Raw genomic sequence first — 16,415 nt, 5'->3', positions numbered from 1 at the left:
CGACGTGCTGGACGGAGCGGCGACCCGTGTACCCGCATGGACCTGGGGCCCCAACGGCCGGCGGCATCATCGATGGCGGCCCGGCGTCGGCCACGGCCACGACGGGTGAGCCACCCACGAACGGGCGGATCACCCGCGCTTCCCGGTTCACCAGGTGACGGGCAGTTCCAGGGGATAGCGCCAGATCGATGTCTTGTTCCAGCGCACTTCCTCGGCCGGTGTCGCCAGCTTCAGGGCCGGGAAGCGCCTGAGCAGCGTTCCGATGGCGACCTCCAGCTCCGTGGCCGCGAGCGGGGCGCCGAGGCAGTGGTGCCCGCCCCATCCGAAGGTCATGTGGGACGTCCCCTGACGCTCCAGGTCCAGCTCGTCGGGGCGGTCGAACTTCCGGGCGTCGCGGTTGGCCGTCAGATAGGAGACGTGCACGATGTCCCCCTCCCGGATCCGCACCCCGCTCAGCTCCACGTCCTCGAGGGCGACGCGGGGGATGCCGACGCCCTTGCGGAAGGGGATGAAGCGCAGCAGCTCCTCGATGGCCTGCGGGAGCATCTCGGGGCGATCGCGCACCATGGCGAGCTCGTCGGGCCTGGTGAGCAGCGTGTAGGCGATGTTCCCGATCTCGTACGTGGTGGTGTCCTGGCCGGTGATGAGCAGGACCATGGCCATGACGGTCAGTTCCTGGTCGTTGAGGATCTCGTCCCCGTCGCGCGCCGTGGCCAGTGCGCTGATCAGGTCGTCACCCGGGTTGGCGCGCCGCTCGGCGGTCAACTCCTCGAAGTAGGCGCGGAGTTCGGCCTTGGACCGGATCGCCGCTTCCTTGTTCTCGACCGTGGTGTCCATCATGGTCCGGGCATGGGCGCGCAGTTGTGCGCGGTCGGCCTCCGGGATGTCGAGGACCTCGCAGATGGTGGTCAGCGGCAGCGGGGCGGCCAGGTGCTCGAACAGGTCGGCCGGGGCGCCGTGCTCCTCCATGCGGTCCAGCAGTTCGTCGACCACATGCTGCGTACGCACCCGCATGCGCTCCATGTGGCGGGGGGCGAAGCCCTTGGAGATCAGGCTGCGCAGGCGGCTGCTGCCCGGCGGGTCCATGACGTTGATCGCTTCGTCCTGGACGATCGGCTCGGGGGTCATGCGCGGGAAGTTCCGGCCGATGATGGCGCTGCGGCTGAAGCGCCGGTCGGTGGTCACCGTACGCACGTCGTCGTAGCCGGTGACGAGCCACGCCTCGCCTTCGCCGTGCGGGAGGCGGATGCGGGAGACGGGTTCTTCGGTCATCAAGTGCCTGAGCACCGGGTCGAATTCGAGGGCCTCGGCGTAGTCGAACGGGCAGAGCCGGGCGCCGGCGACTGGTTCCATGCGGAGCTCCAGAGGGGGGATCTGACGGGTGGTTCATGGCAGGTGCGGGCTGGACGGGACATGGGTGCCCGGTCGCCCGCGGGGCCACGCGCCGGTCCGGGCCGATTGGTCCATATGCAGAACGGATTCGGCGGTGCCGGTCGCTGGACCGGCGCAATGCGGTCCGGCGACCGGCACGGGGCCGGTGATCCGCACGGGCCCAGTGACGTACGGCCGGTGCGGCCGGGGTCTCAGGCGTTCGGTACGACGTCGGTGGCGTCCACCGCGGGGCGCAGGGCGCGGGCGAGCTCGACGCCGTCACCCACCGCCCAGAAGTGGGTGAAGAACAGGCGGGGGTCCTCCGACAGATGGTGGTTGTGCAGTTCGACGAGCTCGATCCCGCCGCGCCGCAGGGCCCGCAGCACGTGCGGGACCTCGTCGGTGCGCATCGCGCAGTCGCCGCTGAGCGCGGCCCGGCCGCCGCCCAGCGGCTGGAAGTTGAACGCGCTGGTCGATCCCAGGCCGGGAGGCAGGATCAGATGGCCGTCCGCGATGGTCTCGCGGCGGACGAAGAGGATCTTGTAGAGCCCGTCCTCGACGGTGCCCTTGGTGCCGAGCGCCGCCTCCATGCCCGCGGTGTCCAGGTCGACCGGGGCCGGCGGCAGCGGCGGCGCCGGCGGCGGGGTGCCGGTGCGGTCGAAGCCCGCGCGCAGCCCGCGGGCCAGGGCCACCGCGTCGTGGCCGTGTCCGTGGACATGGGTCCACCAGATGTCGGGGGTCTGGGCGAGCAGGTGCTTGTGGAGCGCGGTCTGCTCGATCCCGTGCGCCTGCCAGGCGTCGGTCACCCGCTGGAGCTCCCGCTCGGTGACCACCACGTCGCCCATGAGCATCGTGGTGCCGTCGGCGTAGCGGACGAACGCCACATGCGTGCCCAGCGCGAGCCCCGGGGTGACGACGACGCCGTCGGAGACCACGTGGAGATCCCGCCGGGGGAAGCCCGTGTGGTACATCGTGTCGCGCAGCATGTTGCCGGGGCGGCCCAGTGCCTTCGCCACGTCCGCCCAGTCGTCGAGGCCGGTCGGCACCGGCCTGACCCGCTTTCCGTGCCCCTCCTCGCCGTGCCTCGCCCCGGCCGTTCCGGTGGGCAGCGCGCGGGCGGGGACGGGGTTCGCCGCCGCCAGTACGGGCGCGAGTGCGGCGGCGGCGAGGAGCCGCCGCCGTGACGTGATCGCCCGTGCGCCGCTGTCCCGCTGTCGGTCTCCGGTCATCCGCTGATCGCCTCCATGGGTCGGCTGGTCGCCTTCATGGCGAGATGAAAGCATGCGAAATCGTGATGAAAGGATGAAAGCGGATACATCGTCAGCGGGTGCCTCTGGATGGACTAAACGCGTTGTCCGGCCGGGCCCCGGACCCCGTTCCTCACCCCACTTCCGGCGAGCGGCGCCGCACCGCCCGCGGCAGCACCGACGCACCCACCGCGACCAGCGCGCACACCCCCGCCGCACCCCCCATCAGCACCCACCGCACCGACACCACGACCGGCGCCGACACCGAGGCCAGCGCGGCGGCCAGGCCCGCCAGGTGCACCGCGGCCACGGCCAGCCCGAGCAGTGCCCCGAGCCCGACCGCGAACAGGGTCTCCCCGGCCACCACCGCGAGGACCCGCGACCGGGTGGCGCCGGCCAGCCGGAGCGCGGTCAGCTCCGAGGACCGTACGGACCCCGCCATCACCATCGTGTTGGCCAGCGCGATCACGGTGTAGACCAGCGCGACGCCCAGGATCACGACCAGGCCGGTCCGGGTCTGCGGGCTCGTGCGGGGGTACGTCGCGGCCAGCCACCGCTCCGTCGTCCGCACCGTGCCGCCGGTCGCCCGCAGCCGCTCGGTGACCCGGTCGCGGTCGGCGCCCGGCGCGAGGCGTACGTCGATCCGGTCCACGGCCGCCGCCGGGGCGTTGGCCCTGGTCACATAGGCCCCGTTGTTCCCCGTGCCGAGCGCCAGCACCGCCACGATCCGCAAGGAGGCCGGCCGTCCGTCGCCGAGCCACACCCGTACCACCGAGCCGACCGTGTGCTGCTCCCACTCCTCGTTCACCACGATCGAGCCGTCGTCCAGATCCCCGATGTCGCCCGCCACCACCGGCAGCCGCGCGACCCGCGCCAGGGCCTTCGCGTCGTCCACCGCGCGGGCCTCGGAGGTGATCAGCGCGGAACCCTCCTCGCGTACGTGGACGGCGGTCGGGGCGGAGGCGGACAGCGTGGCGCCGGGCACCGGACGGACCCTCAGTTCCTCGCCCGTCACCACCAGATCGGCCCCGGTGTGCTCGCGCGCCTCCGCCGCCTTCGCGGCCTGGACCGTCGTCGCGGAGCCGGCCACCGAACCCGCCAGCGCCACGGTGATCAGCACCGGAGCGGCCACCGCGGCCGTACGCCGCAGGGCCGCCGAGACGTTCGCGCTCACCAGCATCCCGGTCGCGCCCGGCAGCCGGACCAGCCGGGCGAGCGGGCGCACGAGCAGTGGCGCGAGCAGGGCGACGGCGGTGATCAGGACCATCGGCCGGGTGATGTACGTCTTCCGCTTCAGCAGCGTGGAAGGGTCCCCGACGAGGGACTTCGCCATCAGGAACGCGGCCCCCGCGAGCAGGACGAGACCCAGCAGCCGGCGGACCGGCGGCAGTACCCCCGTATCGGCATCGGCCTCGCGCAGCGCCTCGGCGGGGCCGGTCCTGCCCGCCCGCCGCGAGGCCGCCCAGACCCCCGCGAAGGCCACGGCCAGGCCGGACCAGAAGGCGGCGTGGAGCGGCCAGGCGGCTGGCCGGACGGTGAACCAGGACGGCGCCATCCCCTCGTCGACGAGCGCTCCGGCGAGCAGCGGCGCGCCCAGCCGGCCCAGGACGCACCCGGCGGCGGAGGCCAGGACGCCGACCGCGGCGGCCTCCGTCAGCAGCAGCCGCCGCAGCTGGCCCGGGGTGGCGCCCGCCGTGCGCAGCAGTCCGAACTCGCGCCGCCGCAGCGCCACCGCGAAGGCGAACGTCGACGCGACGACGAAGACCGAGACGAAGGCAGTGAGGCCGCCCGCGGTGCCGAGCAGGACGTTCGCGCTCAGCAGTGCCTCGGCGTCCCGTTCGGTGGCCGGGTCGGCCCGGCGGCGGTCGTCCCCGGTGAGGACCAGGGCGCGGTCGCCGACCACCCGGCGCACCTCGGCGGCGGGCGCGTCCACACCCACGGCGTCGGGCGCGTGCCGGGCGCGTACGGCGTCCCCGCCGTCGTCCCGTGTCACCGGGCCGAGCCGCCGAAGCTCGCCCAGGAGTTCGATATCCACAGGGTGTGGATGAGCGAGCCTGCGACTGACCTCGGCTGTGGACGGCCCGCGCCGCACCGGCACGGTCAGGGTGTCGTCGCCCATCACCACCACCGGCGACGCGGCGAAGCGCCGGGGTGCCCGGTCCGGGGCGTCGAGGGTCGAGGCGAGGCCGAGCCCCATGGTCGCGATCAGCCCCACGCCCAGCGCGAGCGCGACGAAGGTGCCGACGAGCGCGGTCCAGCGGGTGCGCAGGGAGGCCAGGGCGACGGTCAGCACGACGCCTCCCGCACACCGTCCGCGACGGTCCCGGCGGCGGCCCGCTCCCCGGCGGCACCGCGCCCCGCCGCCATCCGGGCCGCGATCCGCTCCGCGCCGGGGCCGGTCAGATCGTCCGCCACCCGTCCGTCGACCAGGAAGACCACCCGGTCCGCGTACGCCGCGGCCACCGGGTCATGGGTGACCATCACGACCGTCTGCCCCTCCACGTCCACCAGCTCCCGCAGCATCTCCATCACCCCCCGGCCCGTCGCGGTGTCCAGCGCACCGGTCGGCTCGTCCCCGAAGAGCACCGCGGGGCGGGTGATCAGCGCCCGCGCCAGGGCCACCCGCTGCTGCTGGCCCCCGGACAGTTCGGCGGGCCGGTGCCGCGCCCGGTCCGCGAGGCCGACCCGGGCCAGGGCGTCCCGTACCTCGGTACGGGACGGGCGGCGCCCCGCGAGCCGCAGCGGCAGCGCGACGTTCTGGGCGGCGGTCAGCGAGGGAAGCAGGTTGAACGCCTGGAAGACGAAGCCGATCCGGTCCCGGCGCAGCAGCGTCAGCCGGCGTTCGCTCAGCCCGGTCAGCCCCACCCCGCCCACCTCGACGGTGCCGGACGTCGGCCGGTCGAGCCCGGCCGCGCAGTGCAGCAGTGTGGACTTGCCGGACCCGGACGGGCCCATGACGGCGGTGAAGGTACCGGCCCGGACGGTGAGGTCGATGCCGTCGAGGGCGTCGACGCCGCCGTAGGAGCGGCGCACGGAGCGAAGCCGTACGGCGTCGGCGGCACCCGGGAGCGCGACGGAAGCGCGGGAGGAGGTCATGCCTTCGATCGAAGCGTTTCCGCGCCCCGCGATCACGACCACCAGAGCCCGTCCACGGGGTGGGGCCAGCCATACCCCGCCGCACCGCCCTGCCTACCCTGACCTCATGGAACCGGTGACCGACCAGGCATTCGCGGCAGCCCTCTACTCGGACGGCGACGCCGGTCTCGACACCGGGGCCTCCCTCCTCGCCGCCGACCCGACGGCCGACGCGGAACTGTTCCGGCGCGGCGAGGAGTTCGTCCGCCGGGCCTGGGAGCGCGGCTGGCAGCCCGCCGACGTCGTACGCCTGGTCCGCCGCGAGCTCGACGAGAACGCGGCCGGCCTCGCCGCCGGGCTGATCGTCTCGGAGACCGCACGGTACGAGCGGCTTCCGCCGCGCTGGCGGTCCCAGCTCGACGCGCTCCCGGACGCCCCGCCCCGCAACCGCCCGGACCGCTTCTCCTACGCCGGTGCCGTCCTCGGCCTGTACCGGCTGCTGCTCCGGCTCCCTGCCATCGAACCGGTCGGGCCCCCGCCCGGCGCCGCCCCGCACGGACTCCGGCTGCCGCCCGCGCACGACGAGCCGCGGATGCTGACCCGGATCCGCGCCCTGCTCGCCAAGGCGGAGGCGACCGGTTTCCCCGAGGAGGCGGAGGCACTCACCACCAAGGCGCAGGAGCTGATGGCCCGGCACTCCATCGACGAGGCCCTGCTCGCCGCCCGTACCCACAGCAAGGAGGCGCCGGGGGCGTGCCGGATCGGGGTCGACGCGCCGTACGAGACGGCGAAGGCGATCCTGCTCGACGCGGTCGCCGCCGCGAACCGCTGCCGTGCGGTGTGGAACGGCGACCTCGGCTTCTCCACGGTGGTCGGCTTCGAGCCGGACCTGGACGCCGTGGAACTGCTGTACACCTCCCTGCTGGTCCAGGGCACGGCGGCGATGACGAAGGCGGAGGCGGGACAGCGGGCCGGCGGACGCAAGCGGACCAAGACATTCCGGCAGTCGTTCCTGATGGCGTACGCCCAGCGGCTGGGCAGCCGGCTCGCCGCCGACACCGCCCGTGTCACCGCCGAGGCCGAGACCGAGGCCGAGGGCGGGAGCGGCGCCGGACCGGCCGGGGCCGGCAGTCCTCGGCTGCTCCCGGTGCTCGCCGCCCGCGACATGGCCGTCACGGACACCGCCGAGCGGATGTTCCCCGAGACCACGACCACCCGGGTCCGGGGCGCCACCGACCTGGACGGCTGGACCCATGGCACGGCCGCGGCCGACCGGGCGCGGATGGGCGGGAGCGGTCCGGAGCTGCGCGGCGGACGCGGAAAGCGGTAGGTGCCGCCCTCGCGGACGCGGGAAGAAGTGTGTGCTGTCCTCGCGGACGCGGGAACGGAAGGCGCCGCCCTCTGTGAGTCAATTTCTGACAACTCGGGCCAAACGGTAATTCCGGTTAGGCTCTGGGCATGAGCTGGCTCCGGGCGCTGAAGGAGACCGCCCGCTCGGGGCTGTCGATCGAGCGGCGACGCCTCGAACCGCTCATCGCGATCCGGGGCGCGGCCGGTCTCGCCCTCGTCATCGGGATCAGCCTCGCGTTCTTCGGGCCCGTGGTCGCCGCGAGCTCCGCGTTCGGCGCGTTCCAGGCAGCCATCGCCACCTTCCAGCGCAGCTGGCGGCCCCGGCCCGTGCTCGCCCTGGTCTCCGGCGCGAGCCTCGCCGTGTCGACGTTCCTCGGCTATCTCACCGGCTCCCGACTGCCGCTGTTCCTCGCCCTGCTGGTGCTCTGGACCTTCGTCGCGGGCCTGGCCTGGGCGGCCGGGCCGACCGCCGGCATCATCGCGGCGTCGAACGTGGCGATCATGCTGGTCACGGTCACCCTGCCCACCTCCGTCGCCAACTCGGCCGTGCACGCCGCGATGATCCTGTTCGGCGGAATCGTGCAGGCGGCGCTGATCGTCCTGTTCCCGGTACGGAGATGGGGCGCCCAGCGCGACGCCCTGGCCGACGCGCTGGCCGCCGAGGCCGACTACGCCCGCCGGCTGCGCCACGACCCGCTCGCCCCCTTCGACCCGGTGCCGCTGATGACGGCCCGCAGCGCGGCGGCGCTCACCCCGCGCCAGGCCCGCCGCCGGCCGCCCGAGCTGCGGGGCTCCCGAAGGATCGCCGAACGGATCAGACCGGTGCTCGCCTCGCTCGCCGACCCGTCGCTGGGCGTGCCGTCCGAAGGGCCGGAGCGCGAACGGGTCCGTGAACTGCTCGCCGCCGCCGGATCGGTGCTCGACTCGGCCGCCCGCGCGATCCGGCACGGCGATCCGGTCGAGCTCGCCCCGTCCGCCGTGGCCACGCTGAAGACCCCGGACACCGGCACGCTCCTCACCGGCCCGCCGCTGCGCGCCGCCGACCGGCTCGGCGCGCTGCTCTCCGACGTCATCGAGACGGCCGAGGGCGAGGGCACGAAGGAGCAGGAGGCCAGGGCCGAGGAGGCCGCCGAGGCCATCAAGGCACCCGCGGACGGGACCCCCGCCGCCCCGCACCGACGCCGCCCCACCCTGCTGCGGCTGGTCCCCGTCGTCCTGAAGGCGATGCGCGCCGAACTGCGCCCGGGGTCACCGATCCTGCGGCACGCCGTCCGGGTCTCCGTCGTCGCGGCCGGCGGCTATCTCATCGGCACCGCGCTGCCGCTCGGTCACGGCTACTGGGCGCCGATGGCCGCCGTCATGGTGATGCGGCCGGAGTTCTCCCAGACGTACGCGCGGTCCGTGGCCCGGTTCGGCGGCACGATCGTCGGCGTCTCGCTCGCCACCGCGATCGTCCAGACCACCCACCCCGGCGTGACCCTGGCCGCGATGCTCTCCGTGCTCTGCGCCCTGCTGATGTATCTGCTGATGCGCACCGGGTACGTGGTCGGCCAGGCCTGCGTCTCGGCGTATGTCGTCTTCCTGCTCGGCATGGCGGGCGACAACTGGTCGCAGACCGTGCTCGAACGGGTCGTCCTCACCCTCGCGGGCGGTCTCCTGGCGATGATCTCGTACGCCCTCTACCCGGCCTGGGAGACACCGCGGCTCCGCGGCAGGCTCGGCGACTGGCTGAAGGCGGACGGGCGGTACGCCGCCTCGGTCGTCGACCAGTACGCCGAACCGGCCGCGCGCGGCCACGACGACGTGCGTTCCGCGCTGCTCGACACCCGCGAGGCCCGGGTCGCCTGGCAGGAGGCGCTGGCCACCGCCCAGCACGAACCGGTCCGCAACCGCGGCCTCTCCCGCGCCGCCGCCGACGACACCCAGCACGCGCTCGCCCAGCTCGGCCGGGCCGCGATGCTGCTGGAGGCCCATCTGCCGGGCGGCGGCGCCACCCCCGTACCGGACGCGGCACACCTGGCCGAGGCGCTGCGCCGGGCCACCGAACAGGGCGCGAAGGCGGTGCGGGAGCGGCGGGTGCCGGACTGGACCGAGGTGCGCGAGGCGCTGGCGGAGTGGGACGCGCGGCAGCGCACGGACGAGGGCGGGGCGGACCCCTTCGTACGGGAAGGGGCCCACCTCCTCCTCGAAGCCCTGGAGGAGTTCTCCCGGGGACTGGACGGGAAGCCGGAACCGAAACCGGAGCCGGATACGAACCCGCCCGGTGGCCGGGCGGTCTGACGGGGCGTCGGGCAGCCGTCAGGAGGTCGGCAGGCCCTCCAGGTCCGGCAGGCCGGACGGCAGTGCGCCCGGGGCGGTCTTGGCCAGGGTGTCCTCGACCCCGCTGCCCCAGGACACCACGACCGTCTTGCCGTCATTGGACTCGACGGACCCGGTGGTGCGGTCGTCGCCGCCGTCGACGCACTTCAGGGCGAGCGTCACCTTGCCCGTGCCCTGCACGGTGCCCGTGCAGGCATGCTGTTCGGTGACGAGCACGGCCTTCCCCGACGACACCGACAGGACGACCGCCTTGCCGTCGGTCCTTCCCGCCCAACCGCCCTCCAGGTCGGCGGCATTCGTGTCCGGGCCGCTCTCGTCGCCACCGGGAGCCGGGGTGGTCCCGCCGGCACCGGAGCCGCCGGCCGGACCGTCGTTCTTCCCGCCGTCACTGCTGCAGCCGGTCAGTGCCACCGCGGTGAGGATTCCGGTGGCGATCACGGCACCGGTACGTGTGAGTCCGTGCATCTGTAATTCCCCCTTGCCGACGAAAGACCGGGCCAAGTTATCAGCGCGAAACGGCGGGATGGGGAGCTCGAACGGGGGTAGACGCAGCCGAAACGGCGCCGGATACGTCTCTCCATGTGGATGTCCGTACGGAGTAAAGCTGTAATCGCGAGAACACCCCGTGTGCACGTGCATCCGCCCATGCATCTGCCCATGCAGGGAAATTTGAACAGAGCTATGATCCGAGACAGTTGACACTTGCACCTTGCAACTCGGGGAGCGTCCTGTGCACCACGTGTACAACGGCATGGCGGCCACAGAGCTTCGCGGAGTCGTCTGGCAGAAGAGCAGACACAGCAACTCCCAGGGTTCCTGCGTGGAGTTCGCGAAACTGCCCGACGGGGGTGTGGCGATGCGGAATTCGCGCCACCCCGACGGGCCGGCGCTGGTCTATACGCCGGCCGAGATAGAGGCGTTGCTGCTCGGGGTGAAGGACGGGGAGTTCGACCACCTCATAGCGGGCGGCTGAGCACGTTCCGCGGGCCGGTGTCCGGCCCGGACCGCCGGCCGCGGGCTCTCCCGCCCGGCATGCTCCGGGCGGGAGGTCTCGTCGCGGCCGGCCGGTTCACACGCCGTCGGAGAGCCGGAACAGCGCCCAGACCACCTTGCCGCGCGGTGCCGACAGGGCCCCCGGGGTCTCCGGCTCCGGTGACGGGTGCCAGCCCCAGGAGTCGCTGAAGGACTCCACGAGGAAGAGACCGCGCCCGGACTCGGCGCAGTCCGGCGCCTCGGAGGCGACCGGGCTCTCCTGGCTGGGGTCGCGCACGGCGCACACCAGGCGCGAGCTCCAGCGCATCAAGTGCAGCCGTACCGGCGGATCCTGGGGGTCCGGCGCGATGCTGTCCGAGGGCAGGGCATGCCGCAGGGCGTTGGTGACGAGTTCGGAGACCACCAGTGCGACGTCGTCGAAGCGCTCGGAAAGACCCCATCCGTTCAGTGTCGCCCGGGTGAACCGCCGTGCTCCGCCCACCGCTTCGTAGCGGGCGGGCAGGGTGCAGGTCGCCGATCCGGAGACGGCTGAGGGATCGATGGGGGGAAGCCCCTGCCGTAACGGCTCGAGCATCGTCGATCCATTCGTCCCCATGCGAGGCACTCCCGGGATTCGCGGCTGTATCAGTACTGCGGGGGGTACAGCGGCACAACACGAACGAGCACGCAGGTGCGCGAGCCCCATGGTTCCCAATGCGTTGGGCAGATGCAAGGGCAGATGCACGTGCACGCGCCTGACCTGTCCGAACCCGTGCCGGTTCTTGGTCATTTCTTCCCGTGGGTATTTTCGCAGCTTTCTGGAAGGCTTCTCATTTCCGTAATCGAATGAGTACGGGCTGAAGCGTTTTGATGGCAGAATCCGGCACTTGGGGTTCAGGGGGGAGCCCCGGTGTCCAGGAAGCGATGGGGAGGACCGGGCCAGTGGCGGCAGGCGAGTCGAGTGGATCGGTGGTGAGGCGCATCCTGCTGGGCTCGCAGCTCAGACGGCTGCGCGACTCGCGCGGCATCACCCGTGAGGCGGCCGGCTACTCCATCCGGGCTTCCGAATCGAAGATCAGCCGCATGGAGTTGGGACGGGTGAGCTTCAAGGCCAGGGACGTCGAGGACCTGCTCACGCTCTACGGAGTCACGGACGACGCGGAGCGGGACGCTCTGCTCGGCCTGGCCCGTGAGGCCAACGTGGCGGGCTGGTGGCACAGTTACGGAGACGTGCTGCCCGGCTGGTTCCAGACATATATCGGCCTGGAGGGTGCGGCGTCGCTCATCCGGGTGTACGAAGTCCAGTTCGTCCACGGTCTGCTGCAGACCGAGGCCTACGCGCACGCGGTCGTCACCCGCGGCATGGGTGCCGCGCCCGCCGTCGAGATCGACCGCCGCGTGGCGCTGCGGCTGGAGCGCCAGAAGGCCCTCGTCTCCGAACGCGCCCCCCATTTCCATGCCGTACTGGACGAGGCGGCGCTGCGCCGGCCGTACGGCGACCGTGAAGTGATGCGTGGGCAATTGCGGCATCTGATCGAAATGTCGGAACAGCCCAACATCACTCTCCAGGTCATGCCCTTCAGTTTCGGCGGGCATGCCGGCGAGGGCGGTTCTTTTACGATGCTGCGATTCCCCGAATCCGATCTGTCGGACATTGTCTATTTGGAGCATCTGACAAGTTCGCTCTATCTGGACAAGGCAGAGGACGTCGCCCAGTACGAAAAGGCCATGACGCGGCTGCACGAGGACAGCCCGGGGCCCGAGGAGAGCCGCGATCTGCTCCGTGGTCTGCTCCAACTCATCTGATTCGTCAGTACGATGACGGTTCGACGGAGTCTGCACCTGAGTTAAGGGATCGCATGTCCTTCTTCTACGAGCTGGCCGACCAATACATCGACGGTGAGTGGCGGACCGGTACCGGCTCGTGGGACATCATCGATTTCAACCCCTACAACGGGGAGAAACTCGCCGCGATCACCATCGCGACCGCGCAGGAGGTCGACCTGGCCTACCGCGCCGCCGAACGCGCCCAGCGCGCCTGGGCCACCACCGGACCGTACGAGCGCCGCGAAGTCCTGGACCGCGCGCTGCGGATCATCGGGGAACTGCACGACGACATAGTCGACGCGATCATCGACGAACTGGGCGGCACCCGGGTCAAGGCGGAGTACGAGGTCCGTGTCGCCGAGGAGTTCCTGCGCGACGCGATCCACCGGGCGCTGCGCCCGCCGGGCAGCATCCTGCCCGCCGCGGCGGATGCCAAGGAGAACCGCCTCTACCGGCTGCCGGTCGGTGTCATCGGCGTGATCAGCCCCTTCAACTTCCCCTTCCTGGTGGCGATGAAGTCCGTCGCCCCCGCCCTCGCGCTGGGCAACGCGGTCGTCGTCAAGCCCAATCAGAACGCGCCCGTCGTCGGCGGCACGCTGATCGCGAAGATCTTCGCGGACGCCGGGCTGCCCGCCGGGCTGCTCAATGTCGTGATCACCGATGTCGCCGAGATCGGGGACGCGTTCATCGAGCACCCCGTGCCCAAGGTGATCTCGTTCGCGGGCTCGGACCGGGTCGGCCGCCATGTCGGCGCGGTCGCGGCCGGGCACTTCAAGCGGACGATCCTCGAACTCAGCGGCAACAGCGCCCTGGTGGTGCTGGAGGACGCGGACATCGACTACGCGGTCGACGCGGCCGTCTTCAGCCGCTTCGTGTACCAGGGGCAGGTCTGCATGGCCGCCAACCGCATCCTGGTGGACCGCCGCGTCGAGCGGGAGTTCACCGAGCGGTTCACCGCCAGGGTGGCCGCGCTCAGGACCGGTGACCCGCGCGACCCGGAGACCCGGATCGGCCCGGTCATCAACACCTTCCAGGCCGACGCGCTGACCGCCCTGGTCGACCAGGCGGTCGCCCAGGGAGCCACCGCGCTCGTCCGCGGCCGGACCCGCGGCAACCTCGTGGAGCCGACGGTGCTCGCCGGGCTCCCCGAGGACTCCCCACTGCTGTCCCAGGAGATATTCGGCCCGGTGGCGCTGCTGGTGACCTTCGACGGCGAGGAGGAGGCCGTACGGATCGCCAATGACACCCCGTACGGGCTGAGCGGTGCCGTGCACACCCGCAGCACCGAACGCGGGGTGCGGTTCGCGCGGCGTGTGGTCAGCGGGATGTTCCACGTCAACGACTCCACCGTCCAGGACGATCCGCTGGTGGCCTTCGGCGGCGAGAAGTCCTCCGGGACCGGCCGGCTGAACGGTGAGGCGACCGTCGACGCCTTCACCACCCGGAAGTGGATCTCCATCCAGCACGGCCGGACGGCCTTCCCCTTCTGATCGCCCGTTCCCCGTTGCGGACAGCAACTGACCGCAAGGGTCCGTAGCTTGGTCGGTGTCAGGAAGAACCGGCACGGATCACCAAGGCGGACACCATGGTCACTCACGTTCCCTCGGAAGCCCCCGGCGACGAGCGCGGCATGCTCCTCTCCTTCATCGAGGCCCAGCGCGGTGCGATCCGGCGCTCCCTGATCGGGCTGACCGAGGAGCAGGCGGCGAGCCGCCCCAGCGCCAGCGAGCTCTCCCTCTCCGGACTGGCCAAGCACGTCGCCGAGGGCGAGCTGAACTGGCTGCGGATGGCCCAGCAGCGGTTGAACGAGACCGTCCGCGACGAGAGCACCTGGGCGGACGGCTTCCGCCTCGTCGGTGACGAGACGGTGGAGCAGGTGCTGAAGTTCTGGGACGGCGTCGTGGCCGAGGAGGAGGAGTTCATCCGTTCGGTGCCCAGCCTGGACGACACCTTCCCGCTGCCGGACGCGCCCTGGTTCCCGAAGGACGGGCGGGTCTCGATGAGGTGGCTGCTGGCCCATCTGGTCGAGGAGACCGCCCGGCACGCCGGGCACGCCGACATCATCCGGGAGTCCCTGGACGGCCGGACCGCGTTCGAGCTGGTCGCCGAGGCGGGGGGCTACTCTAATCAAAGTTGAGTAGAAGGGATGCGCCCTATGTCCGCGATCCGGCTGCTGGTCCTCTGCGCCGTCCGCCAGCACGGCCGGGCGCACGGCTATCAGGTCCGCAACGACCTGGAGTACTGGGGCGCGCACGAGTGGTCCAACGCCAAGCCCGGGTCGGTCTATCACGCACTGAAGCAGATGGCGAAGCAGGGACTGCTGGTCGCCCACGAGACCGCCCCGAGCACGGCGGGCGGCCCGCCCCGTACCGAGTACGAGATCACCGAGCAGGGTGACGAGGAGTACTTCACGCTGCTGCGCGCGGCGCTGACCTCGTACGACCAGAAGCCGGACGTGCTGTCGGCGGCCCTCGGAGGCATCGTCGACCTGGAGCGGTCCGAGGCGGTCGCGCTGCTCAAGGAGCGGGTCGCCGGTCTCGCGGCCTGGCGGGCCACGGTCACCGAGCACTATGTGCCGGAGGGCGGGCCGGAGGCGGTCGGCCACATCGGCGAGATCATGAATCTGTGGGTCCACTCGGCGGACGCCGGGGCCGAGTGGACGCGCGGGCTGATCGCCCGCATCGAGGGCGGGGCGTACACCTTCGCCGGGGAGGGCGAGCCCTTCGTCGGCGTGCTCGCCGAGGGGCAGCGCAATCCGTACGCGACGGGGGTGGCGGACCCAGGCGACGACGAGTGAGCGGGCGCCGGCCCCGCTCAGTGGTGGAAGGCCGTCGCCGGCTGCCGGTCCTGGCTCAGCGGGTGCGGCTGGCGGCGCAGGTCGGGCAGGATCAGCCCGATGTCCTCCATCAGCAGCTCGGCGAGGTCCGACGAGAAGCCGTTGCGGCACACCACCCGGAGCACCGCCAGGTCCTGCCGGTTGGCCGGGAAGGTGTACGCGGGTACCCGCCAGCCCTGTTCGCGCAGCCGCAGCGACACGTCGAAGACGTCGTACGCCGTCACGTCCGGCCCGGTCGTCAGCGCGAAGACGGGCAGCTGGTCGCCCCGGGTGAGGAGCCGGAAGTCGCCGATCGCCTCGATCCGCTCGGCGAGCCCGCGGGCCACGTCCCGGGACGCCTGCTGAACGGCCCGGTAGCCCTCCCGTCCCAGCCGCAGGAAGGTGTAGTACTGCGCGACCACCTGCGCGCCGGGCCGGGAGAAGTTCAGCGCGAAGGTCGGCATGTCGCCGCCCAGGTAGTTGACCCGGAACACCAGCTCCTGGGGCAGCTCTGCGGGCGAGCGCCACAGCACCCAGCCGACGCCCGGGTAGACCAGGCCGTACTTGTGCCCGGAGGTGTTGATGGAGGAGACCCTCGGCAGCCGGAAGTCCCACACCAGATCCTCGTCGAGGAACGGCGCCACCATCGCCCCGGAGGCGCCGTCGACATGGACGGGGATGTCGAGACCGGTGCGCTCCTGGAGGGCGTCCAGCGCCGCGCACAGCTCGGCGACCGGCTCGTAGGAACCGTCGAAGGTGGAGCCGAGGATACCGACGACGCCGATGGTGTTCTCGTCGCAGAGGTCGGCCGCGGCCTGCGGGTCGAGGTGGAAGCGGTCGCCCTCCATCGGGACCGTCCGCGGCTCGACCTCCCAGAAGGTGCAGAACTTCTCCCAGCAGACCTGCACATTGATGCCCATGACCAGGTTCGGCCGGGCGGCCGCCGGATAGCGGTCGGTGTTCCTGGCCGCCCAGCGGCGCTTCAGCGCCAGCCCCGCGAGCATGCAGGCCTCGCTGGATCCCGTCGTCGAACAGCCCACCACCACCGAGGGATCGGGGGCGTTCCAGAGGTCGGCGAGCATCGCCACGCAGCGCCGCTCCAGCTCGGCCGTGCGCGGGTACTCGTCCTTGTCGATCATGTTCTTGTCGCGGCACTCACCCATCAGCACCCCGGCCTGCGGCTCCATCCAGGTGGTGACGAAGGTGGCGAGGTTGAGCCGTGAGTTGCCGTCGAGCATCAACTCGTCGTGGACCAGTCCGTACGCGGTCGACGGCGGCATCGGCCCGTCGGGCAGCCGGTGCCGGGGCGGCGCCGACTCCATGCCGGCGACCGGGTCGGCCTCCCCGTAGAACGGGTTGAGGGCGAGCCTGCCGTGCCGTGCGGACGGTTCCGTGCTCGGGGAAGAACCCTTGTGGAGAGGCATCGGCGGACAGCCCTT

14 protein-coding genes are annotated in these 16,415 nt (G+C 72.0%); 7 read left to right on the top strand and 7 right to left on the bottom strand.

Going from position 1 to position 16,415, the window contains the following annotated elements:
• Window positions 1-147: 147 nt before the first annotated feature.
• The 4 genes from ACWCPY_RS28900 to ACWCPY_RS28885 all read right to left on the bottom strand — a co-directional run bounded on the left by ACWCPY_RS28900 (window position 148) and on the right by ACWCPY_RS28885 (window position 5,714).
• Window positions 148-1,353, bottom strand: a complete 1,206-nt coding sequence (locus ACWCPY_RS28900; RefSeq protein ID WP_451269805.1) for a cytochrome P450 — start codon at window positions 1,351-1,353, stop codon at window positions 148-150.
• Window positions 1,354-1,583: 230 nt separating this feature from the next.
• A complete protein-coding gene (locus tag ACWCPY_RS28895; protein WP_451269803.1) occupies window positions 1,584-2,600 on the bottom strand; it encodes a DUF1259 domain-containing protein in 1,017 nt (338 codons plus the stop codon).
• A gap of 151 nt (window positions 2,601-2,751) precedes the next feature.
• Window positions 2,752-4,911, bottom strand: coding sequence for an ABC transporter permease (locus ACWCPY_RS28890; RefSeq protein WP_451269801.1), 2,160 nt, complete (start codon window positions 4,909-4,911; stop codon window positions 2,752-2,754).
• Window positions 4,905-5,714: an ABC transporter ATP-binding protein gene (locus tag ACWCPY_RS28885; protein WP_451269799.1), complete on the bottom strand. Its 810-nt coding sequence runs from the start codon at window positions 5,712-5,714 to the stop codon at window positions 4,905-4,907. The genes ACWCPY_RS28890 and ACWCPY_RS28885 overlap by 7 nt, the downstream gene beginning before the upstream one ends.
• 106 nt (window positions 5,715-5,820) lie before the next feature.
• On the opposite strand from ACWCPY_RS28885, the gene ACWCPY_RS28880 reads away from it, so the two are divergent.
• Together ACWCPY_RS28880 and ACWCPY_RS28875 are read left to right on the top strand one after the other, a co-directional pair.
• Window positions 5,821-7,023 carry a DUF2786 domain-containing protein gene (locus tag ACWCPY_RS28880; RefSeq protein WP_451269797.1) on the top strand — a complete coding sequence of 401 codons (1,203 nt, stop codon included), beginning with the start codon at window positions 5,821-5,823 and terminating at the stop codon, window positions 7,021-7,023.
• Between the two features lie 128 nt (window positions 7,024-7,151).
• Entirely contained in the window at window positions 7,152-9,323 is a 2,172-nt protein-coding gene (locus tag ACWCPY_RS28875; RefSeq protein ID WP_451269795.1) for an FUSC family protein, read from the top strand.
• Between the two features lie 18 nt (window positions 9,324-9,341).
• Here the strand turns inward: ACWCPY_RS28875 and ACWCPY_RS28870 are convergent, their stop codons facing one another.
• Window positions 9,342-9,827, bottom strand: a complete 486-nt coding sequence (locus tag ACWCPY_RS28870) for a hypothetical protein (protein WP_451269793.1) — start codon at window positions 9,825-9,827, stop codon at window positions 9,342-9,344.
• A 265-nt stretch (window positions 9,828-10,092) separates the two neighbouring features.
• Between ACWCPY_RS28870 and ACWCPY_RS28865 the strand changes: the two genes are divergently transcribed.
• Window positions 10,093-10,335, top strand: coding sequence for a DUF397 domain-containing protein (locus ACWCPY_RS28865; protein ID WP_384364997.1), 243 nt, complete (start codon window positions 10,093-10,095; stop codon window positions 10,333-10,335).
• Between the two features lie 96 nt (window positions 10,336-10,431).
• Here the strand turns inward: ACWCPY_RS28865 and ACWCPY_RS28860 are convergent, their stop codons facing one another.
• Entirely contained in the window at window positions 10,432-10,929 is a 498-nt protein-coding gene (locus tag ACWCPY_RS28860) for an ATP-binding protein (RefSeq protein ID WP_451269791.1), read from the bottom strand.
• Between the two features lie 329 nt (window positions 10,930-11,258).
• On the opposite strand from ACWCPY_RS28860, the gene ACWCPY_RS28855 reads away from it, so the two are divergent.
• The 4 genes from ACWCPY_RS28855 (at window position 11,259) to ACWCPY_RS28840 (ending at window position 14,958) form a co-directional block, all read left to right on the top strand.
• Window positions 11,259-12,140, top strand: a complete 882-nt coding sequence (locus tag ACWCPY_RS28855; RefSeq protein ID WP_451269790.1) for a helix-turn-helix domain-containing protein — start codon at window positions 11,259-11,261, stop codon at window positions 12,138-12,140.
• Window positions 12,141-12,193: 53 nt separating this feature from the next.
• Window positions 12,194-13,651: an aldehyde dehydrogenase family protein gene (locus ACWCPY_RS28850; RefSeq protein ID WP_451269788.1), complete on the top strand. Its 1,458-nt coding sequence runs from the start codon at window positions 12,194-12,196 to the stop codon at window positions 13,649-13,651.
• A 95-nt stretch (window positions 13,652-13,746) separates the two neighbouring features.
• Window positions 13,747-14,298, top strand: coding sequence for a DinB family protein (locus ACWCPY_RS28845; RefSeq protein WP_451269786.1), 552 nt, complete (start codon window positions 13,747-13,749; stop codon window positions 14,296-14,298).
• A gap of 18 nt (window positions 14,299-14,316) precedes the next feature.
• Complete coding sequence (locus tag ACWCPY_RS28840; RefSeq protein WP_451269784.1) at window positions 14,317-14,958, top strand: PadR family transcriptional regulator; 642 nt, start codon at window positions 14,317-14,319, stop codon at window positions 14,956-14,958.
• A 17-nt stretch (window positions 14,959-14,975) separates the two neighbouring features.
• Here the strand turns inward: ACWCPY_RS28840 and ACWCPY_RS28835 are convergent, their stop codons facing one another.
• The gene (locus tag ACWCPY_RS28835; RefSeq protein ID WP_451269782.1) at window positions 14,976-16,400 is read right to left on the bottom strand and encodes a glutamate decarboxylase; all 1,425 of its coding nucleotides are present in this window, start codon (window positions 16,398-16,400) and stop codon (window positions 14,976-14,978) included.
• Window positions 16,401-16,415: the final 15 nt, after the last annotated feature.

It is taken from the genome of Streptomyces sp. NPDC002403 (genome assembly GCF_053593015.1).
This window is presented reverse-complemented; position numbering and strand designations above follow the sequence as displayed.